Below are 19931 nucleotides of genomic sequence, written 5' to 3'. Positions count from 1 at the left end.
CCGGGACGTCGTCGACGCGGCAACCGGCCCGCTGGGTGCTGTCCCGGTGCGGGCGGCACGGCCCCTGGCGGTGGTCGCGCTGCTCGGTGCCGCGGCGGCGCTCGCGTCGTTCGTGCTGGTCGGGCACAGCCGGTCGTTCGGCATCGTGCCGCTGGTCATGGCCTCCGACGCGCTGCACGTCCTCACCGGAGCGGTGTGGTTCGGTGGTCTGATCGGCCTGGCCGTCACGCTGCACCGGGCCGAGCCCGTGCCCGTGGCCCTGGCCCGCGTGGTCGCGCGGTTCTCGACGCTCGCCGGCTGGCTCGTCCTGGGCCTGGCCGTCACCGGTGTGGTGCTGGGCTGGCAGATCGTCGGATCGGTCCAGGGGCTCCTCACCCCGGGATACGGGTGGACGCTCCTGGCCAAGGTGGCCGTCGCGGTGCTGGTGGTCGCGATCGGCGGCTGGAACCGGCTGCGCCTGGTCCCACGCGTCCTGGCCGATGCCGAGAGCAACGCCCGGGCCCGCCTGCGCCGGACGGTGGCCACCGAGGCGACCCTCCTGGTCCTCGTCCTGGCGCTCACCGGGATGCTGGTCTCCCAGCACCCGCCGCCCCGGGACGACCCCGAGGACGGGGCCGCCGCGCACACCGGCACCGGCGAGGCCGACACGACGGACGAGACCGACGGGGACGCCGAGGGGGAGCTCGTGCGCGAGGTCGACCTCGACGGCTACACCGCTCACGTGCGCGCGACGCCCGGCACCCGTGGCCCGAACCAGGTCCAGGTCCAGGTCACCGACCAGGACGGCAGCCCCGTGGTGCCCCAGGACCCGCCCAGGGTGGAGTGGACCTACACCGACCTGGGCATCGGCCCGCTGACCACCTACCTGCAGGAGCAGGGGGACGGCACCTTCACCGGTGACCTGACCCTGCCCCTGGCCGGGACGTGGGAGGTCGAGGTCGGGGTGCGCACGTCGGTGTACGAGGACCGCAGCGCCACCCTCACCGTGGAGGTCCACGAGTGAGCTCCGGCGCGGCCCGGGCGGGCTGGTGCCCCGTCAGGGCCGCGCCGCGAACCGTTCGAGCAGGTCGCTGTGCCCCGAGACGATCAGCAGGTCGTTCGCAGAGATGCGCGTCTCCTCGGTGGCGTAGACGAAGTCCTCGCCGGGGGGCTTGACCCCGATCACCGTCACCCCGTAGCGCTTGCGGATCTGCGACTGGCCGATGGTGAACCCCTGCGTCTCGCGCGGGGGGCGCATCTTGACGATCGTGAACCCGTCCTCGACCTCGATGTAGTCCAGGAGCTTGCCCGAGACCAGGTGCGCCACCCGGTTGCCCGCGTCGGCCTCCGGTAGCACCACGTGGTGGGCGCCGATGCGCTGCAGGATGCGCGCGTGCTCGTTCGAGATCGCCTTCGCCCAGATCTGCGGCACCCCGATGTCCACCAGGTTCCCGGTGATCAGGACGCTCGCCTCCAGGGAGGTGCCCACGCCCACGACCGCGACGCCGAACTCCCGTGCACCGACCTGGCTCACCGCGTCGGGGTTGGTCAGGTCGGCTTCGATCACCGGCACCCGACCCGACCAGAACTGCACCAGGTCCGGGTTCTTCTCGACGGCGAGCACCTCGTGGCCGAGCCGGTCCAGGGTGTTGGCGATCGCGCCGCCGAACCGTCCCAGCCCGATCACCAGCACGCCGCCGGTCCGCTTCTTGTCCTCAGCCAACGATCGGCCTCTCTTCCGGTAGGCGGACCACACGCTTGCGGTCCCGCAGGGCCAGGGCCCCCGCCAGGGTCATCGGGCCGATCCGGCCCAGGAACATCAGCACCGTCAGGATGTTCTTGGCGCTGTCGGGCAGGTCACCGGTGATCCCGGTGGACAAACCGCACGTCGCGAACGCACTGATCGTCTCGAACAGGACCACGTCCAGCGGCAGCCCGGTGATCTCCAGCAGCACCACGCACGCCACCAGGACGATCGTCGCGGACGTGAACGTCACGGCGATCGCCACCCGCACCAGGTCCCGGTGCACGCGCCGCCCGAACGCCTCGATGTCCCGGTCCCCGCGCGCCTCGGCGCGGATCGCGAGGAACAGCACCGCCAACGTCGTGGCCTTGATCCCGCCGGCCGTCGACGCGCTGCCACCACCGACGAACATCAACGCGTCGGTGACCAGCCACGTCGCCTCCGTCATCTCCCCGATGTCCACCGTGGCGAACCCGCCGGAACGGGCGTTCACCCCGGTGAACATGGCCGACAGGATGCGGGTGGGCCACCCCATGTCGCCGAACGTCTCGGCACGCCGCCACTCGAACGCCCCGATCAGCAACGTCCCGGCGACCAGGAGCACCAACGATGTCAGCACCGTCAGCTTGGAGTGCAGGGCCCACCGGCGCGGACGGCTCCAGGTGCGCACCACGTTGAGGATCACCGGGAACCCCAACGACCCGACGAACACCCCGAGCATCACCGGGATCTCGATCCACCAGTCGCCGGTGAACGGCGCCATGCCGCCCTCGTTGGGGACGAACCCGGCGTTGTTGAACGCGGACACCGCGTAGAACGTGCCCCACCACAGCGACGTCCCCACGTCGTGACCGAGTGCGAGGAACCGCGGGATCAGGGCGGAGGCGGTGGCGACCTCCACCACCGTCGAGGCGACCACCACGGTCCGCAGCAGGGTGCCGACCTCGCCGAGCCGGTCGGCCTTCGTCTCCCGGGCGGTGAGCATCCGCTGCGTCAGGCCCATGTGCCTGGACACCGCCACACCCAGCAGCGAGGCGAGCGTCATCACCCCCAGGCCACCGATCTTGATCGCGACCAGGATCACCGTCTGCCCGAACGTCGACCAGTACACGGCGGTGTCCACCGTCACCAGGCCCGTCACGCAGACCGCCGACGTCGCGGTGAACAACGCGTCGACCAACGGTGCCGATCCGGGGCCTGCCGTCGCCTGGGGGGTGGCCAGCAGCGCGGTGAACACGGCGATCACCGACGCGAACACCGTCAGGGCCAGCCGGGCGGGTGACCGGCGCGCCACGTCGTCGACGAGCTCCCGCACCACGAGCAGGGGCCGGGGCAGGGACAACGCCCGCACCTCCTCCACCAGCCCAGGGCACCACGTCCGGCGCCGACCCGACGACCGCGGCACGGTCGACGTCCCACTCTGGCACGAGTCGTGGCCGGTGACCCCGCACCGCTCGCCACGTGCGCCCGTCCCGTTACGGTGAGACATGGCCCAGCGCCCCACCGTCCCCAGCACTGCGGACACCCGCACCCCGGGCAGCCGGCCGCACCGGGCCCGTGCGGTCTGGTCGCCGGAGCTGCTGCGGTACGACTTCGGGCCCGGTCATCCCATGGCCCCGTTGCGGCTGGACCTCACCTTCGGCCTGGCCCGCGAGCTCGGGCTCCTGGAGCACCTGGAGCTCGTCGGCGCCGACCCCGTCGGCGACGGGCTCCTGCTCGCCGTCCACGACCCGGTGTACGTCGAGGCGGTCCGGCGTGCGTCGGACGACGGGACCCCGGACCACGTCCACGGCCTGGGCACGCCGGACAACCCGCTGTTCCGGGGGATGCACGAGGCGGCGGCGCGCGTCGTCGGTGGAAGTGTCGATCTCGCGCTGGCGGTCTGGCGGGGTGAGGTGGACCACGCCGTGAACCTCGCCGGGGGCATGCACCACGCGATGCGGGGTCGGGCCTCGGGCTTCTGCGTGTACAACGACGCGGCTGCGGCGATCGCGGCGGTGCTGGCCCAGGGGGCGCGCAGGGTCGCCTACGTCGACCTCGACGCCCACCACGGCGACGGGGTGGAGCGGGCGTTCTGGCGCGACCCGAGGGTCCTGACCGTCTCGGTGCACGAGTCGGGGCAGACGCTGTTCCCCGGTACGGGGCACCACACGGATCTGGGGGGCGAGGGGGCGTTGGGCACGGCGGTGAACGTCGCGCTGCCCGCGGGCACGGGTTCGGCCCCGTGGTTGCGGGCGGTGGAGGCGGTGGTCGAGCCGGTGGTGCGGGCCTTCGACCCGCAGGTGGTCGTCAGCCAGCACGGGTGCGACGCGCACGGTTCGGACCCGTTGACGAACCTCGACGTGAGCGTGGACGCCCAGCGGGAGGCCATGGTGCGGGTGCACGACCTCGCCCACGCGGTCGCGGACGGTCGGTGGCTCGCGCTCGGAGGCGGCGGGTACGCGATCACGCGGGTGGTGCCCCGGGTGTGGGCGCACCTGCTGGGCGTCGTCGCCCACGCGCCGGTGGACACCGCGACCGCGGTGCCGCCGCAGTGGTCGGCACAGGTGCAGGAGTGGGAGGACTGTGACCTGCCCGCGACCATGGGAGACGGCCCGCTGGTCCTGCCGCGGCCGTGGTCGAGCGGCTACGACCCGGCCGACGACGTCGACAGGGTGCTGCTGGCGGTGCGCGCGGCGGTGGCCGCGCACCTGGACGTGGACCCCGTGTACGGCTGACTGGTCCGGGCGGGTGAGTACCACCCGTCACCCCTTTCACACCCGTACCGCCACCCTCTAGGGTTGTGACAGGTGCCGGCGGTGGCCGTGTGCTGTGGGACGGGGCGTCGCGGTGACGCTCTGACGTGAGATCGGGGCAGCATGACCAGTGGGTCGCAGGCGCGGATGCGCTACCTCACCGTCGCCGAGGTGGCCGACACGATGCGGGTGTCCCGCATGACGGTCTACCGCCTGGTGCACGCCGGTGAGCTGCCTGCCGTCCGCGTCGGCCGCTCGTTCCGCGTCCCGCAGGACGCGCTGGACGCCTACCTGGAGGCGTCGTCGGTCGAGGGTGACCGGCTGTCCTCCTGACGCAGGTGGCCGCGCCCGCGCCCGTGACCGGGTAGAGTGACGGCCGGACTTTCCCGAGCGCGTCAGCGTCCCACCTGCGTGGGATCGCCTCGCGCGAACCCGATCACATTGTGAGGACCCGTGGGCTCCGTCATCAAGAAGCGCCGCAAGCGCATGGCCAAGAAGAAGCACCGCAAGCTGCTGCGCAAGACGCGCCACCAGCGTCGTAACAAGAAGTGACCCGCGCGGCTCGCACGAGCCGCGCACAGCCGGGCCCGGGGGGCCGGGTCACGATGCATGACGTCGCCGCCCGGGCAGGGGTGTCGATCAAGACGGTGTCGAACGTCGTCAACGATCGACCCCACATCTCGGCCGAGACACGCGAACGTGTGGACCGCGCGATCGCCGAGCTGGACTACCAGGTCAACGTCTCGGCGCGAAACCTGCGACTCGGCCGCACGGGCATGATCGGTCTGGCGATCCCGGCGCTGTCGGTCGCCTACTACGGCGAGCTGGCCGACCTGGTGATCTCCCGCGCTGCGGAAGAGGGCCTGACGGTCGTGGTCGAGCCGACCGCAGCGTGCCGCGACGCTGAGATCGATGCGCTCCGGGGTGCGCGCCGCAGGCTCACCGACGGGCTGCTGATCGCCCCCGTGACCCTGACCGCGGCCGACGTCACCCACCTGTCGGCCGCGGGCCCCCTGGTGATCCTCGGTGAGGACGTCCTGGACCCGGCGTTCGACCACGTGACGATGGCGGACGTGGACGGGGCCCGGGCGGCGACCGAGCTGCTGCTCGCGCAGGGGCGTCGGCGGATCGCCGTGGTGGGTCCGGCGCCGGGTGAGGAGTCGAAGGCCGGTGGGCTGCGCCTGACGGGGTACCGGCAGGCGCTGCGCGCCGCCGGGGTGCCGTACGACGAGTCGTTGGTCGTGGCCGCGGGTGCCTGGGGTCGTGAGGACGGGGCGCGCGCCGCCCTGAGCCTGCTGGACGCGGGCCTGGCCCCCGACGCGGTCTTCGCCGTCACCGACACGCTGGCCCTGGGCGTGCTCCACACGCTGCGCACCCACGGTGTGGCGGTGCCGGAGGACGTCGCGGTGGTGGGCTTCGACGACGTGGACGAGGCGCGGTTCAGCCACCCGACGTTGACGTCGGTGTCTCCCGGGCGCGCTGAGATCGCCCGGACCGCGGTCAGGCTCCTGCAACGTCGGCTCGTCGCGGACGGCCCCGTGGAGCCGGTGGTGCACCAGGCGGAGTTCCGGCTCGTGGAACGCGGCTCGACCGGTGCCGACCGAGCTGCAGACTCCGGTGAGTGACCAAGATCGTCTCGGGTGCTGAGAGCGCGACCACCTGTTCGACCGCCCATACGTGCTCAGATCGACCCGATCGTGTGACAGGACTGTCACAACGGGTCATGAACCGCGATGATGGGCGGGTGCGACAACTTCGTGTGGGATCGGCGCTGAGCCGCGAGGGGGACCCGACGACCGCCGGACGTGAGGCCGCGCAGGAGGCCGTGAGGCACCTGCAGGGCGAGACTCCGGGGCTGGTGCTGGTGTTCGCGTCCATCCGCTACGACCTGCCCGCGCTCCTGGCCGGGATCCGTGAGGTCACCGGTGACGCGCCCCTGGTCGGCGCGACGAGCAGCGGGCAGCTGAGCGACGGGGAGTTCCTGGCGCCGGGTGAGGGCGTGGCGCTCATGGTGCTGGGTGGGGAGCCCTACCAGTTCCGCACCCACGTCGTCCGGGGCCTGCACGAGGACGCGAACCAGTGCGGCCGCGAGCTCGCCCGTGCCGTCCTGCCGTCGCCGGGCGAGCGCGCACCGCACGGGGCTGTCATGCTGCTGGCCGACAGCCTGGCCGGTGACCTTCCCGGTCTGCTCGCCGGCATCCACCACGTCGCCGGCGCTGCGGTGCCCGTCGTCGGTGGTGCTGCGGGGGCCGACCGCTCCCTGGACGTGACCTACGTCTTCCACGGCGACGAGGTCCTGAACGACGGTGCGGTGGGGGTCTGGATCGGGTCCCCGCGCCCGCTGCGTGTGGTCTACGGGCACGGCTGGCAGTCGGACGGGCTGCCGTTGCTGGTCACCAAGGTCGACGGCACGGCCGTCCACGAGATCGGCGGAAGGCCGGCGCTGGACGTGTACTTCGAGCACTTCCGCTCCGAGGACCCGTTGATATCCCACGAGGGCGCGACCGCCGGCTACCACTCGGCGCACGCGTTCGGTCTGATCGAGCCCGACGGGTCCCAGCTGGTGCGGGGGGCGTTCATCGACGGCGACGGCCTGCTCCGCACCTTCTCGCCGCTGCCGCCGTACTGCGCGGTCCAGATCATGTCCGCCGGTCCGGAGGAGCTGCTCGCGGTCAGCGACACGGTCGTCAACGACGCCCTGGACGGTGCCGACGACGCGTCGGTGATCCTCACGTTCAGCTGCGTGGCCCGCATGGACCTGCTGGCGGATCGCAGCGCCGAGGAGGCCGAGCTGCTGCACCGGGCCGCCGCACCGGTGTCCACGTTCGGGTTCTACACGTACGGGGAGTTCGCCCGTACCACCAGCGTGTCCGGCTATCACAACGCGACGATCACCGCGCTCGCCCTGTAGTCGATGGTCACCCGTCACCGGCCCGCGGCAGCACCGTCGCAACAGGACCTGCGGTCCCAGCTCGACATCGCGATCACCGCGGCCAGCGACGCGTACCGGCACAGCTCGCGCCTGATCCGGGTGCTGACGGTCCTGGGCAAGCCCTCGTCCCCGGCCGAGCTCGTGGAGGAGACCCTCCTGGTGCTCTCGGAGGTGTTCTCCGCCGAGCTGGTCCTGGCGCTGCGGGTGACGTCCGACCGGTTGCTCGTGACGGGCTCGTGCGGCACGTCCGAGGACGATCCCGTCCACGTCGAGGGCCTGCCGATCGCCGGTGCGGCAGCCGTCGCCGCGACCCGCGGACGGGTCGTGAGCCTCGCCGGTGCAGACCTCTCGCCCGAGGACGTGCCGCCCACCCTCGAGGGTCTGGTCACTGGTTCTGCGGTGTGGGTGCCGGTCGGCGCGGGGGAGGACCGCGTCGACGAGCTGCTCGTTCTGTACCGGTGCACCACCGAGCCGTTCACCCCCACCGAGGTGCAGATCATCGGCTCGGTGGCGTCCCGTCTGCGGCTCGCGGTGGAGTCCCGTGAGCGCAGTGCGGCCCTGGAGCAGCTGGCCCGGTCGGGTCACCGGCTCGCGAGCGTCCTGGACCTGGAGGCGCTGCAGCGCGAGGCGACCCAGGTGCTGCCCCAGGTCGCCGACGCCGACCGCGCCGAGCTGGTCCTGGTCGACGACCCGGACCCGGGGCGTCCCGGGTGGGAGACCGCGTGCGGCGGGGCGCCGTTCCGCGGGACGGCCCCCGACGGGTCGGCGGTCCTGGCCGCGCCGGTGGTGCGTGACGGCAGCTGCATGGCTGTCCTGTACGCCTACCGGCGTGATGGCCGCACGTTCTCCAAGGACGCGCTGGAGTCTGCGACGGTGGTGGCCACGTCCGTCGCCGCCGCGATGTCCAACGCCGAGCTGTACCGGGCGCTGGCGGCCAGCGAGGCGTCGTTGCGGCTGATCACGGACTCGATCAGCGACATGGTGGCGGTCGTCGACGGGCGCGGGCTGTTCGCCTACGCCTCTCCCTCCCACGAACGCGCCCTGGGTCACACCGTCCCGGACCTGCTGGGGCGCGCCGTCCTGGACCTGGTCCACCCCGACGACCAGCCGTTGCTGCGGACGGCGATCGCCCAACCGATGTGCCACCCCCGGGTGGAGTACCGGGTGCGTACCCGTCCGGGTTCGGCGGCTGCGGACGAGGGCACGTGGCGGTGGGTGGAGAGCGCGCTGCGCCCCGCCCCCGGCTCCGACACCCGCCTGGTGCTGTCCTCCCGCGTGGTGGACGAGCGCCGGCGCCTGGAGGAGGAGCTGCGCCACCGTGCCATGCACGACCCCTTGACGGGGTTGGCGAACCGCACGTTGACCGCCGACTGGTTGGAGGCGGCCCTCGCCCGTGAGGCGGACTCGTGCGTCGGGGTGCTGTTCTGCGACCTCGACAAGTTCAAGGAGGTCAACGACCGCCTGGGCCACGAGGCCGGTGACGAGCTGCTGGTCCAGGTCGCCGACCGGTTGCGGGGGTGCGTGCGGGGCGGTGACCTGCTGGCGCGCTTCGGTGGGGACGAGTTCGTCATCGCCCTGGACGGCGTGTGTGACCACGCAGAGGTGGAGCAGGCGGGGCAGCGCGTGGTCTCGGCGTTGTCGGGGTCGTTCCTGCTGCGCGGTGAGCCGGTCGAGGTGACAGCGAGCATCGGGGGGGTCCTGGGGAGCCGGCGTTCGGCTGAGCCGGGCGCCCTGCTGCGTGACGCGGACGCGGCGATGTACGCGGCGAAGGGCGCGGGCCGTGGCGGGGTGCAGGTGTTCGACGAGGCAGCCTCCCGCAGGGCCCTGGACCGGTTGGAGCTGCGCTCGGATCTCGCCCACGCCGTCGCCCGCGACGAGCTGGTGGTGCACTACCAACCCCTGGTGGACCTCCTGGACGGGGCGGTCCTCGGTTTCGAGGCCCTGGTGCGGTGGCTCCACCCGGTGCGTGGGCTGGTCCCGCCGGACCAGTTCATCCCGGTCGCGGAGGAGACGGGCCTGATCGCGGACATCGGCACGTGGGTCCTGGACGAGGCGTGCCGGCAGCTGGCCGAGTGGCAGGCCGAGCACCCGGGCCGGGCCCTGCGCATGAGCGTGAACGTGTCCGCCGCCCAGCTGCACGACCCGACGGCCGCCGCCCGGTACCTGCAGGGCATCACGGCTGCGGGTGTCCAGCCCCGGGACGTGTGGCTGGAGGTCACCGAGCACAGCTCGGTGCGCAGCGAGGTGTCGGTGTTCGCCCACGAGATGCACCGGTCGGGGGTGCGGTTCGCGCTCGACGACTTCGGTACCGCGTACTCCAACCTCGGTGACCTGACCCGGTTGCCCGTCGAGGCCCTGAAGATCGACCGGCTGTTCGTGAGCAGGTTGACCGCCGACCGCGCCGAGCGGGGCCTGGTCCAGGCGGTCCTGGCGGTGGCGCGGTCCCTTGACCTGCAGGTCGTCGCCGAGGGGGTCGAGACCCAGGAGCAGCGGGAGGAGCTGCTGGCGCTGGGGTGCCGCCAGGCGCAGGGCTACCTGTTCTCCCGCCCTGTGCCGGCTGAGGCCGCCGCCGAGCTGCTCCGCACCGGGACCGGCATGGACCTGGTGACCGGCAGGTAGGTCACCCCTCGGCGCGCAAAGCCCGCCGGACCGACCGCAGCACCAGGCCCGCCACCCACGCGACGCCCGCCAGGCTCGCGGCGTGCACGCCACGGCGGGCAGCGGCACGGCGACGCCCCCGGAACTCCCGCACCGGCCACCCCACGGCACGCGCGTGCCGCCGCAACCGGGCGTCGGGGTTGATCGCGACGGGGTGCCCCACGGACGACAGGATCGGCACGTCGTGGGTGGAGTCCCCGTAGGCGTAGCACGTCGACAGGTCCAGCCCTTGGGCCCGGGCGACCTCCTGCACCGCGGCCGCCTTCGCCTGACCGTGCAGCATGTCTCCGACGAGGCGACCGGTGTAGAACCCGTCCACGTGCTCGGCCACGGTCCCCAGGGCACCGGTGACACCCAGACGGCGTCCGATCAGCTCCCCGATCTCCACGGGGCTCGCCGTGATGATCCACACCTGGTGACCGCGCTCGAGGTGGTCGGTGAGGAGCCGCTGCGTGCCCGGGAAGATCCGCAGCGACAGCACCTCGTCCCACACCTCTTCACCGATCGCGGTGATCTCGGCGACGGACCGGCCCGCGACGATCGACAGGGCCCGGGACCGCACGGTGTCGATCTGGCGCAGGTTCTCACCGAACATCAGGTACCGGGACTGGTGGAACGCGAACCGCACCAGGTCCGTCGTGCCGAAGAACCCACGGCTTCGCAGCCCCATCGCCAGGTGGAACGCGCTCGCACCGCGGATGATCGTGTTGTCCAGGTCGAAGAACGCCGCGGTGCCCGTCTGCGGGGGCACCGGCGCCTCCGCGCCACCTGCCTCGACCGCGGCGGCCGCTGACACGTCGGGATCGACGCCGAAGGATGATGTCGGCTCGGCCACACCCCCACCCTAACGTCGGCCACCGTCCACCCACATCCCGCCTGGGGACCGCGGTGATCAGTCCAGCAGCGCCACGTTGCGGACCTCGACCCGGCGGGCGCTCTCGCGGTGCTGGGCGATCGCCGCCTCGAGGGCGGCCAGGGCATCGGTCAGGTGGGTGACGGAGGTGCGGAGCTCGATCTGGTGCCCGTCCTGCATGGCGCGTGACAGGGTGCTGCGTTCCCAGCCGGCGATGTCCCCGTTCGCCTCGACGGGTGCCGCCGCGGGGACCCGCGGTCGCCGTCCACTACGGTTCGGGCCAGCCGTGGTGGGCGATCGTCATGGCCCGGAGGAGGGGGTGACCGCGATGGCGGGGTACGACTTCGAGGTGGATCTGCCGGTGGTGGCCACCGCTGCGGAGCAGATGGCCGACACGGTCGAGACCTTCCGCGCCAAGGACGTCAAGCATCTGCTGCCCTCCCGGCAGGCCGTGGGGCACGACGTGCTGTGGGACGCGACCCAGGAGTTCAGGGCCCGGTGGGAGATCGGTGCGAACAACCTGTGCCGTGACACGAGCGAGCTCGCGGGCCGTCTGGCGCGGGTGGCGATGAGCTACGCCGAGCTGGACCGCGAGGGCGCGGAACGGATTGCCGGTGCAGGTTCGGCCGTCAAGGCGTGGGCGGCGGGCCAGGCCTGACGATGCCCACGTTCACGATCACCGGTGAACCGGTCGAGGTCCGTGCGGCGTCGCAGCTGCTCGAGGCCCAGGCCACCGTGTTCGGTGATGCGGCCGCGGCGTTGGAACGCCTGACGACGGAGGGGTGGACGGGGCGGGCGGCGGACCGGTTCCGGGACGTCCTCCGCACCGAGCCACGGCGGTGGTCCGACGCCGCGGACGGGTTCTCTGCCGCTGCGGGCGCGTACGAGCGTTTCGCGACCGTCCTGGAGGCGGCGCAGCGAGCCGCGGAGGCCGCCCGCGCCGAGTACGAGCGGGGCGAGCGCCAGACCGCCCTGGACCGGGCCGCCTGGGAACGTGATCTCGCGCGGCGCCAGGACGAGGCGATGAGCACGTGGGGCACAGCGATCGTCCCGGTGGGCTTCATGGACTTCGTGGACACCGGTACGGCGATCCGTGCGCAGGCGGTCGCGGCGTACGACGCCGCCGTCAGTCAGGTGGACGCGGCCGCGGCCTCGTGCGCGGACCAGGTGCGCGCGGCGTGCGAGGCCGCCCCGGACCGCAGGAACTGGGCCGAGTCCGGGCTGGCGTTCCTCGGCGGGGTGGTCCATGGTGCCGGCGAGTCGCTGTGGGGCCTGGTGACGCTGACACCGTTGGCCCCGATCTCCATGATCGAGGACGTCTGGGCGTTGACCACCGGGCGCCTGACCGCAGAAGAGCTCATCGCACGCCACCGGCTCGCCGCTGAGGTCCCCGGACAGCTCATGGATGCCTTGCGGGCCGACCCATGGGAGTTCGGGAAGCAGATGGGACGTGCCCTGCTGGACCTGGACACCTGGGCGGACGACCCGGGCAGGGCCCTGGGACGACTGCTGCCCGACGCCATCGCCACCGTCCTCACGGCCGGGACCGGCGGTGCGGCGTTGCGCGGCCTCAGGCTGGGCGACGACGCTCTGGACGCGGCAGGCGACCTCGCGCGCCTGTCGCGGAGCGCCGACGGCCCACCGGTGCCGACGCCCACGAGCGTGGCGCTCGCGAACGGTGCACAGCACACCGTCGCGTACGCCGTCGACCAGCTGGACCTGACCCGCAGCTCCAGGAACGTCATCGACCGGTTCTTGGCCGATCCCGCTGTGTTCAGCCGGCACGGGGAGGCCCAGTGGACCCGGGACGACCTGGTGCGGGCGATCGTCGACACGCCCGTCTCAGACCTCACGCCCGCGCAACGGGCGGTGATCATGGAGCTCAACGACCGGCTTCCGCCGCCCACCCGCGACGACATCGTCCAGAAGGTGCTGACCCCCGACCAGGCCAGGCAGCTGCTCGATCCCGAGCCCGGTGCGGATCCCACCCGCATCAGCGGATCGGTAGCCCGGGCCGAGGACGTCGCGAGCTACAGCACGCCGCAGAAGCTCGGCGACGCGCTGCGCCTCGATTACGACGGAGGGCGCACCTTCCCCCCGGACCGCGCATCGGACATGGTGATTCGGTGGAGAGTTGGAGATGACGCTCCAGAGGTGAGCAGATTTCGTGACATGGGTGGGAGTGGAAGTACGGATGGGTGGGGGAATCCTTACACCGGTAACGGATTTACTAAGTCACCGGAGCTTGTACCGGAATACCGGTTTGGCGAGCCTGTCAGGATGGAGAGGGGTGCTGAGATGTGGGAGGTGCAGGCTGACGGTACCCAGCGGTTGAGGGCCGTGCTCGGCTCGTCGGGATGGGAACGTGTTCTGTGAGCGACCCAGCAGTTGTGCCACGATTCCCGGATCCGGGGCGGTATGCGGTCTATCGCGGTCGGGAGTACGAGGCGGGGCGTTCGACTGGGTCTGGTGAGGTTTTGCTTCGTGTTCGGGGTGCGGGTTCGGGGCCTAGCCGTGACGATTCTGAGTGGTCTCCTGTGCCTGAGGTGGATGTGGCGAGGATTTTCACCCGGCACGTCTCGGTTGTGTGGCGTGGTGTGCGGGTGCATGTGGTGAATCGTGTTGATGGTGGGTCGGTGCGGGTGTTGTATTCGAGTGATCCGGCGGTGGCTGAGGGGTTGGGGATGGTGGGGAGTCAGTTCACCGGGTGGGAGCGTGTTGTTCCTGCGGGTGAGCTGAGTGATCCGCAGGTGGAGGAGGTGGAGTCTTCGTGGTCTGATACCGGTCGTGTGCCGCCGTTGGGGGTGCGGGCGGTGTATCGGGGGCATGAGTACGGGGCGCGGTGGGATCAAGGGTCGGGTGTGGTGACGTTGCACCTGGGGATGGGTGACCCGGTGCCTGCTGCGGGTGAGACGCTGGGGCGTCGTGGGCGCGATGGTCGTGTTGTGCGGGTGCCGGTTCGGTTCGTGAGCAGGGTGTTCACGCGGTCGGCCTCAGCGGTGTGGCGTGGTGATGAGGTGCAGATGGATGTGCTGGATCGCCGGCGCGTTCGTGTGCGCATGCGTGAGGAGAGCCTGAATGTGGAGCGATATGGGATGGTCCGCGACTCACAGGGGTGGTTCACGGCCGACGTGAATTTCCTGTCGATCGAGAAATACTGTGTTCATGAGCGTGATCTGGGTCCGTGAGTTTCCCTTCTCTTTGAGTGAGACGGGTTGGGTGCTTGTGGGGTGATGGGGTCCGTGTCGCTGCGAGATCTGCCTGGGTGTGGTGATCGGGCGTTCTTTCGGGGGCATGAGTACGCGGCGGTGCGTGATGCCGCCACGGGTGTGGTGACGTTGTTCATCTCGAGGGGCGACCCTGTGCCCGATTCTGGGGTGGTTGTGGCGGGGGTAGCCGGCTGTGGTGAGCGGGTCCGTGTGCGTGAGGTGGACGTGGATCGGCTCTTCTTGCGGTCGATGCGCGCCCGGTGGCGGGGTGAGGTCGTGGGTGTGCGGGTCTTGGATGATGAGCGGGTGCTGTTGCTCTACGACGCTGATCCGAGGTGGGCTGCTGAGCAGGGGATGCGGGGGGACCAGTACTCGGGGTGGGAGCTTGAGGTGCCGTTCGTGGAGTTGACGGATGTCACGTTCAGGGAGATCGACAGTGCGTGGTCTGATACTGGTCGTGTGCCGCCGTTGGGGGTGCGGGCGGTGTATCGGGGGCATGAGTACGGGGCGCGGTGGGATCAAGGGTCGGGTGTGGTGACGTTGCACCTGGGGATGGGTGACCCGGTGCCTGCTTCGGGTGAGACGCTGGGGCGTCGTGGGCGCGATGGTCGTGTTGTGCGGGTGCCGGTTCGGTTCGTGAGCAGGGTGTTCACGCGGTCGGCCTCGGCGGTGTGGCAGGGGGAGGACGTGTGGATGGAGGTGCTCGACCGGCGGCATGTGCGGGTGCGGATGTTCCACGAGAGCAGGCAGGTGTCCTACCGGCAGATGGCCGGGGACGCTGATTCGGGCTACGTCCTGGACGTCGAGTTCCTCGAGATCCGCAGCCACCAGATCCACGAGCACGACCACCACGTCACCATGAAGGAGCCACGATGATCGTCCTGCAGAAGCTGCTGACACCCGCCTTGTCTGCGCGCGTCCGTGAGGAGGGGCTGAGCGACGTGGGCGGCCCGGTCGTCGACGCGGCGGACGCGGCTCCGCTCCGCACCCCTGACGCGTTGATCAAGGCCTACGGGTTGGGTGCTGAGCACATGGGGGAGGACCCCCAGTGGGTCGACGTGGTGCGTTTCCCGTTGCTCCCGACCATGCGCGTGGGCAAGGCCAGCACACCGGACGCCCCCTGGCCGGCGTTCGCGACAGGCTTCCTGCACGCCACCGACCTCACGCCCGTGTGGTTGCTGCAGCGCACCCGGTACCCCCGCGGCGCAGAGCTGTGGCGCCTCCACGCCGACGGACGTGAGGAGGTCCTCACCGCCTACCACGGGGCCGCCCGCGGATGGGTGGGTGCACACCAGTGGGCGCCGCCCACGCACCTCACCGGCACACGCGTCACGTGGAGCGGCGTCGAGCTTCCCGCGGACCTCGTCGATCCGGCAGGTGACGTCCTCGAGCTCGTCGTCCTCTCCGAGGACGTCCCCCAGGGGTTCGAGCAGGTCCGGCCGCGGGTGTCCGTCCGGGGGGCCCACCGCGCGGAGTGCGAGCAGGTGTTCGAGCGGGTCGTCACCTGCACCTGGAAGGGCAACCCGGCCCGCGTCATCCGCTCCGGTGGCGGAACCGCCAGGTTGCTCCTGGACACGTGCCTGCCCGACGTGGCACGCACCGTGGACGCCCAGGAGGTCGAGCCGGGCGTCTACGAGGTCGACGCCCCCGTCGACCAGCTCGCAGACATGGGGGGCCACGTCGACGAGCTGAAGCCCCCTACCCCGTGATGGTGACACCTGGTCCGGCTTGCGGTCAGTGGCGTCCCTCGCCGCGAGCGAGCCAGACCAGGTAGCTCACGAAGCCGATCAGGCCCAAGGCGCCGACGGCGACGAACAGTTCCCACATCCGAAGCTCCTGGTCCTGGTAGGTCGTGCAGGTGAGGGTCGGGCTGTCGACCGTGATGTCGAGCTGGATCCAGATGGTGCCCGGCCACGGGGGCGCTCTCGGGCCATGACGTACCCGCCGCGCCCACCGCGCCGCCGCATCACCGTGTCGGGAGCGTAGCGACCCCTGTCCGGTACGCCCAGACGACGGTCTGCAGCCGGTCGCGGGTGTCGAGCTTGGTCATGGCGCGTCCCAGGTGGGACTTCACGGTGGAGGGTTCGACGTGCAGGGCGGCGGCGATCTCGGCGTTGGACATGCCCTCGGCAAGGAGACGGACGATGTCACGTTCACGTGGTGTCAGGAGCCCGGCGGCGTGGTCGGGCTCGGGTGCGGGGCGTCGTCGGGCGAACTCGGCGATGACGCGCCGGGTGACGGCCTGGTCGACCATCCCCTGGCCTTGCGCGAGGCGGCGGACGGCATGGGCGAGGTCGTCGGGGTCGCAGTCCTTGAGGATGAAGCCGCTCGCCCCGGCCTCCAAGGCCCCGAACACGTAGTCGTCCAGGTCGAAGGTGGTGACGACCAGTACCGCGGGCAGGTCACCGTCACGTCCGGCGACGATCTGGCGGGTGGCGGTCAGCCCGTCACCACCGGGCATCCGCACGTCCATGCACACCACGTCGGGTCGGGTGCGGCGCACCATGGTCACGGCCTCGGGCCCGCTGGACGCCTCCCCGACGACCTCAAGGTCCTCGTGGTCCTCGAGAAGCACCCGGAACCCGGCCCGCACCACCGCCTGGTCGTCGACCAGCGCCACCCGGATCATGACCGGCTCCCGTCCTCGTCGGCGACGGGCACCCGCAACCGGACCTGCCACCCGCCGTCGTCGGTCGGGCCCGTCTCCAGCTCGCCCGCCACCAGTGCTGCGCGTTCCCGCATGACTGCCAGACCCACCCCACCGTGCCCACCCCGCCCCGATGAGGACGCCGCAGGCGGGGCCGTCGAAGGCGACGGCCCGTTGCGCACGGTCAGCACCACCGCACCCGGTTCGTGCGCGACGTGCACGCGCACGGCGGCGCCGGGCGAGTGCTGGCGGGCGTTCGTCACGGCCTGCTGCGCCACCCGGAACACCGACACGTCCGCCAGGGGCGGCAACGGGACAGGGTCACCGGTGTGGTCGAGGGTGACGTCGTCGCCGAGGTCCTGCGCCGTGCGGACCAGGTGGTCCAGCGCCGAGACCCCCGGCACGGGCGCCAGGCCGTCGACGTCGTCGCCGTGGTCCTCGCGCAGCAGCCCGACCACCTGACGGAGGTTGTCGAGGGTCTCGCGCCCCTGGTCGCGCAACCACACCGCACCGGCGCGTGCCGCATCAGGGTCACGGTCGACGAGCCGCTCCACGGCCGCAGCCTGCACCACCATCCCGGACAGGTGGTGGGCGGCCACGTCGTGCAGCTCACGGGCGAGCCGGGCCCGCTCGTCCGTGACGGCCGCGCGCACCCGGGTGTCGCGCTCGCGTTCCAGCTGGACGGCGCGCTCCTGCACCAGCAGCAGGTGGTCCCGACGGGTCGCGAGATAGGTGCCCACCAACGCCGCCCCCACCCACACGAGCAGCGCGGACACCGAGTGCTGCACCACGTTCTGCGCGCCCCCGCCCCGGACCAGGACGGCGCCGGTGGAGGCGAACGCCTCGACCAGCCCGACGGCCAGGGCACCACGCAGCGCCCGGCCCGCGGGGTGGGTGGTGCCGATCGTGGCGGCCACGACGATCACCGACAGGTTCCGGACCGACACCTCAGGGCTGAACGCCACCATCACGACCTGCGCCCCGACGGTCACGGCGACGCACACCCCCAGGTGCACCCGTCGCAGCACGAGCACCAGGGACTGGGCGACCGCCAGGCCCACGAACCAGGGCTCGAGCCCCGGGTCGAGGGCCAGGTCGGGGGGTGCGAGCCTGACCGTCGCGATCACCACGAACGCCATCAGCGTGGCGGTGGTCACCGCGAGCAGCGCGTCCCGGGCGAGCGGCCCACGGACCCCCAGGCGGGTCAGGCGCGCGTCCCACCACGCGCCGGGGGCCGTGAGCTGGTCGGGGTGCATGAGGGTCATCCTCCCGCGCGGGGCGGTCAGTAGGTGATGTCGGGGGACAGGAGCAGCAGCTCGTTCGCGCCGAAGGAGAGCGCGGCGAACCCGAGCAGCACGACGGTGGCGGTCGTGACCCGGAACCAGCCCGAGCGGGTGCGGACCTCAGCGGTCAACCGCCACACCGCGGCCAGGAACCCCAGCACCCCCAGGGCCGTCAGGACCTGCGCCACCCGGATGACGGCATCGGGCAGCGGCTCCAGGGTCAGCACCGTGACCATCACGTACACCCAGGTGAGGAGTCCCAGGACGGCTGACAGGGCGGCGGACCGGGTGAGGATGTGCGGCAGGCGGGTCCTGGTGTGTGACGGGACGTCGCCGTCCGGGGTCTGGCGGGACCCACGCACCCGGCGCACGAGTGCCCCGACGGGCCATGCGATCAGGGTCACCAGCAGCACCGCGGCACCCGCGCCGAGGGCGGGCACCGCTGCTGACCGGGCGGCGCTCACCGGCATCAGCGACATCGCCGAGTCGTGGCCGATGAGCTGCACCCGACCGTCGGCGTCGGTCTGCACCGCGAGCACACGGTGGCCGTCGACCTCCCGGTACACCCACGGCCGGACCTCCTCGTAGACGGCAGGGCGCAGCTGCCCCACCCCGGCCGAGAACCGCACCCGGTCACCGTCGACGACCTGGGCGGTGATCGGCTGCAGCGGGCCTGCGACGGTGAGGAACGTGGTGTGGAACCCGCGCGTGCCCTCGTACGTGCCGGCCAGGGCTTGGGCGTGCGCTGCCCGGGTCGCGTCGTCGACGGTGCTGGGTTCGGTGTCGCCGGCGGGGAAGTACCTGTCGGCGAACCCGTCGAGCACGGCGTCACGCAGCAGGTGGACGGCGTGGTCGCTGCCGGTGCTGCTGAAGGACACGAAGATGCCGGTGTCGTCCTCGGGCCACAGCTGCAGGTGGGAGTGGAACGCGAGGGTGTCGCCACCGTGCCCGAGGACGGTCCGCCCGTTGCGGGACTCGTCGAACCAGCCCAGGGTCATGCGCGGGCCGGCGGCCAGGGCTCCCAGGGTGGTGTCGTCGAGGGCGGGTTCGCGCATGAGCCTGCGGGTCCCGTCGGTGAGGATCTGCGTGCCGGTGGGGTCGCCCAGGTGCGCGAGCATGAACCGGGCCATGTCCGTGGCCGTGGCGCTCAACGCCCCGGCGGGCGGCACCCCGACCATCTCGAAGGGGACCGGTGGGTCGTCCGACGTCGGGTACCCCAGGGCGACGCGGGCGGCCAGGTGGTCCGGGAGGGGCTGGGCGAACGATGACGACGTCATCCCGGCCGGGGCGAGGACGTTCTGGTCGACGTAGTCCTCGAACGGCATGCCGCTCACGGCCTCGACGACGTACCCGGCGAGCCCGATGCCGTAGTTCGAGTACGCGGGCGTGGTGCCCGGCTCGTACACCTGGGCGGGTGGGTCCTGCAGCAGGGACCGGCGCAGGTCCACGGTCACCCCTGGTCGGCCGATGATCCCGGCGGCCCGCTCCTCGTACCCGGGCGTGTGGCTGAGCAGGTGCCGCAACGTGACCGAGTGGTCGTGGGGCAGGTCCAGGCCCGTGTACTGCTCGACGTCGGTGTCCAGGTCGACCTCACCACGTTCGACGAGCTGCATGACGGCGGTCGCGGTCACCAGCTTCGTCACCGACCCCACCCGGAACAGGGTGGACTCGGCGTCGACGGGGGTGCCGGCGGCGACGTCCGCCTCACCGAACCCGCGGGCGGCGAGGATCTGGCCGTCGTGCACCACGGCCACGGTCGCGCCGGCGATGCGACCGGCCTCGATCCCGGCCGGGATGGTCCGGTCGAGCCACGCGTCGACGTCGGCGCGGGTCAGGCCCTCGACGGAGGCCTCTTCCGTGGCGGGCGGGTCGGGGGGTGGTGCCGCCGACC

Annotated in this window: 19 protein-coding genes; 12 read left to right on the top strand and 7 right to left on the bottom strand. The window is 71.8% G+C overall.

All coding sequences use genetic code 11. The features are described from left to right. Nucleotides 1-1003 (top strand): copper resistance D family protein (locus N869_RS16430; RefSeq protein WP_198025975.1); only part of this gene is annotated, 1003 nt, incomplete at its 5' end. Nucleotides 1004-1036: 33 nt separating this feature from the next. On the opposite strand, the gene N869_RS05580 is transcribed toward N869_RS16430, so the two are convergent. Then, nucleotides 1037-1702, bottom strand: coding sequence for a potassium channel family protein (locus tag N869_RS05580; protein WP_035058970.1), 666 nt, complete (start codon nt 1700-1702; stop codon nt 1037-1039). Further along, nucleotides 1695-3083: a TrkH family potassium uptake protein gene (locus tag N869_RS05575; RefSeq protein WP_408606341.1), complete on the bottom strand. Its 1389-nt coding sequence runs from the start codon at nt 3081-3083 to the stop codon at nt 1695-1697. Before N869_RS05575 ends, N869_RS05580 begins: the two co-directional genes overlap by 8 nt. A gap of 127 nt (nt 3084-3210) precedes the next feature. Between N869_RS05575 and N869_RS05570 the strand changes: the two genes are divergently transcribed. The 6 genes from N869_RS05570 to N869_RS16425 all read left to right on the top strand — a co-directional run bounded on the left by N869_RS05570 (nt 3211) and on the right by N869_RS16425 (nt 10009). Continuing rightward, nucleotides 3211-4440, top strand: a complete 1230-nt coding sequence (locus tag N869_RS05570; protein ID WP_084136490.1) for an acetoin utilization protein AcuC — start codon at nt 3211-3213, stop codon at nt 4438-4440. Between the two features lie 141 nt (nt 4441-4581). Next, complete coding sequence (locus N869_RS05565) at nt 4582-4791, top strand: helix-turn-helix domain-containing protein (protein WP_035058967.1); 210 nt, start codon at nt 4582-4584, stop codon at nt 4789-4791. Nucleotides 4792-4911: 120 nt separating this feature from the next. Next, the gene (locus N869_RS16890) at nt 4912-5010 is read left to right on the top strand and encodes a 30S ribosomal protein bS22 (protein ID WP_003792170.1); all 99 of its coding nucleotides are present in this window, start codon (nt 4912-4914) and stop codon (nt 5008-5010) included. A 53-nt stretch (nt 5011-5063) separates the two neighbouring features. Continuing rightward, the gene (locus N869_RS05560) at nt 5064-6083 is read left to right on the top strand and encodes a LacI family DNA-binding transcriptional regulator (protein WP_035058964.1); all 1020 of its coding nucleotides are present in this window, start codon (nt 5064-5066) and stop codon (nt 6081-6083) included. A 119-nt stretch (nt 6084-6202) separates the two neighbouring features. Further along, nucleotides 6203-7369 (top strand): FIST signal transduction protein, encoded by a 1167-nt coding sequence (locus tag N869_RS05555; protein ID WP_198025974.1) that lies wholly within the window; start codon nt 6203-6205, stop codon nt 7367-7369. A 3-nt stretch (nt 7370-7372) separates the two neighbouring features. Then, on the top strand, nt 7373-10009 hold the full coding sequence (locus N869_RS16425) for a putative bifunctional diguanylate cyclase/phosphodiesterase (protein WP_052105097.1): 2637 nt from the start codon (nt 7373-7375) through the stop codon (nt 10007-10009). A 1-nt stretch (nt 10010) separates the two neighbouring features. On the opposite strand, the gene N869_RS05545 is transcribed toward N869_RS16425, so the two are convergent. Continuing rightward, a complete protein-coding gene (locus N869_RS05545) occupies nt 10011-10883 on the bottom strand; it encodes an HAD family hydrolase (RefSeq protein WP_332248751.1) in 873 nt (290 codons plus the stop codon). Between the two features lie 57 nt (nt 10884-10940). Continuing rightward, nucleotides 10941-11081 (bottom strand): hypothetical protein, encoded by a 141-nt coding sequence (locus N869_RS17300; RefSeq protein ID WP_156968365.1) that lies wholly within the window; start codon nt 11079-11081, stop codon nt 10941-10943. Between the two features lie 139 nt (nt 11082-11220). On the opposite strand from N869_RS17300, the gene N869_RS05540 reads away from it, so the two are divergent. The 5 genes from N869_RS05540 (at nt 11221) to N869_RS05520 (ending at nt 15819) form a co-directional block, all read left to right on the top strand. Further along, nucleotides 11221-11559 carry a hypothetical protein gene (locus N869_RS05540; protein WP_198025973.1) on the top strand — a complete coding sequence of 113 codons (339 nt, stop codon included), beginning with the start codon at nt 11221-11223 and terminating at the stop codon, nt 11557-11559. A 2-nt stretch (nt 11560-11561) separates the two neighbouring features. Next, nucleotides 11562-13277, top strand: a complete 1716-nt coding sequence (locus N869_RS05535) for a putative T7SS-secreted protein (protein ID WP_156968364.1) — start codon at nt 11562-11564, stop codon at nt 13275-13277. A 161-nt stretch (nt 13278-13438) separates the two neighbouring features. Continuing rightward, on the top strand, nt 13439-14089 hold the full coding sequence (locus tag N869_RS05530; protein ID WP_156968363.1) for a hypothetical protein: 651 nt from the start codon (nt 13439-13441) through the stop codon (nt 14087-14089). A gap of 246 nt (nt 14090-14335) precedes the next feature. Then, nucleotides 14336-14986 carry a hypothetical protein gene (locus N869_RS05525; RefSeq protein ID WP_156968362.1) on the top strand — a complete coding sequence of 217 codons (651 nt, stop codon included), beginning with the start codon at nt 14336-14338 and terminating at the stop codon, nt 14984-14986. Next, nucleotides 14983-15819, top strand: a complete 837-nt coding sequence (locus tag N869_RS05520) for a hypothetical protein (RefSeq protein ID WP_035058953.1) — start codon at nt 14983-14985, stop codon at nt 15817-15819. The genes N869_RS05525 and N869_RS05520 overlap by 4 nt, the downstream gene beginning before the upstream one ends. Nucleotides 15820-16076: 257 nt before the next feature. On the opposite strand, the gene N869_RS05515 is transcribed toward N869_RS05520, so the two are convergent. From N869_RS05515 to N869_RS05505, 3 genes are all read right to left on the bottom strand, one after another. Beyond that, entirely contained in the window at nt 16077-16739 is a 663-nt protein-coding gene (locus N869_RS05515; protein ID WP_035058951.1) for a response regulator, read from the bottom strand. Further along, nucleotides 16736-18013 (bottom strand): sensor histidine kinase, encoded by a 1278-nt coding sequence (locus tag N869_RS05510; RefSeq protein WP_052105095.1) that lies wholly within the window; start codon nt 18011-18013, stop codon nt 16736-16738. Before N869_RS05510 ends, N869_RS05515 begins: the two co-directional genes overlap by 4 nt. A gap of 26 nt (nt 18014-18039) precedes the next feature. Next, nucleotides 18040-19931, bottom strand: a 1892-nt coding sequence (locus tag N869_RS05505; protein WP_035058948.1) for a serine hydrolase domain-containing protein, incomplete at its 5' end; no start/stop codon positions are given.

Source organism: Cellulomonas bogoriensis 69B4 = DSM 16987, assembly GCF_000767165.1.
Taxonomy (GTDB): domain Bacteria; phylum Actinomycetota; class Actinomycetes; order Actinomycetales; family Cellulomonadaceae; genus Actinotalea; species Actinotalea bogoriensis.
Note: the sequence above shows the minus strand (reverse complement) of the source record. Positions and strands in the feature narration are given on the sequence as shown.

Bases quoted from the DNA above. Each gene is read 5' to 3' on its own strand.
- N869_RS05570 (WP_084136490.1), top strand. From the start codon at position 3,211: ATGGCCCAGCGCCCCACCGTCCCCAGCACTGCGGACACCCGCACCCCG.
- N869_RS05565 (WP_035058967.1), top strand. From the start codon at position 4,582: ATGACCAGTGGGTCGCAGGCGCGGATGCGCTACCTCACCGTCGCCGAG.
- N869_RS05560 (WP_035058964.1), top strand. From the start codon at position 5,064: ATGCATGACGTCGCCGCCCGGGCAGGGGTGTCGATCAAGACGGTGTCG.
- N869_RS16425 (WP_052105097.1), top strand. From the start codon at position 7,373: ATGGTCACCCGTCACCGGCCCGCGGCAGCACCGTCGCAACAGGACCTG.
- N869_RS17300 (WP_156968365.1), bottom strand. From the start codon at position 11,081: ATGCAGGACGGGCACCAGATCGAGCTCCGCACCTCCGTCACCCACCTG.
- N869_RS05535 (WP_156968364.1), top strand. From the start codon at position 11,562: ATGCCCACGTTCACGATCACCGGTGAACCGGTCGAGGTCCGTGCGGCG.
- N869_RS05520 (WP_035058953.1), top strand. From the start codon at position 14,983: ATGATCGTCCTGCAGAAGCTGCTGACACCCGCCTTGTCTGCGCGCGTC.
- N869_RS05515 (WP_035058951.1), bottom strand. From the start codon at position 16,739: ATGATCCGGGTGGCGCTGGTCGACGACCAGGCGGTGGTGCGGGCCGGG.
- N869_RS05510 (WP_052105095.1), bottom strand. From the start codon at position 18,013: ATGCACCCCGACCAGCTCACGGCCCCCGGCGCGTGGTGGGACGCGCGC.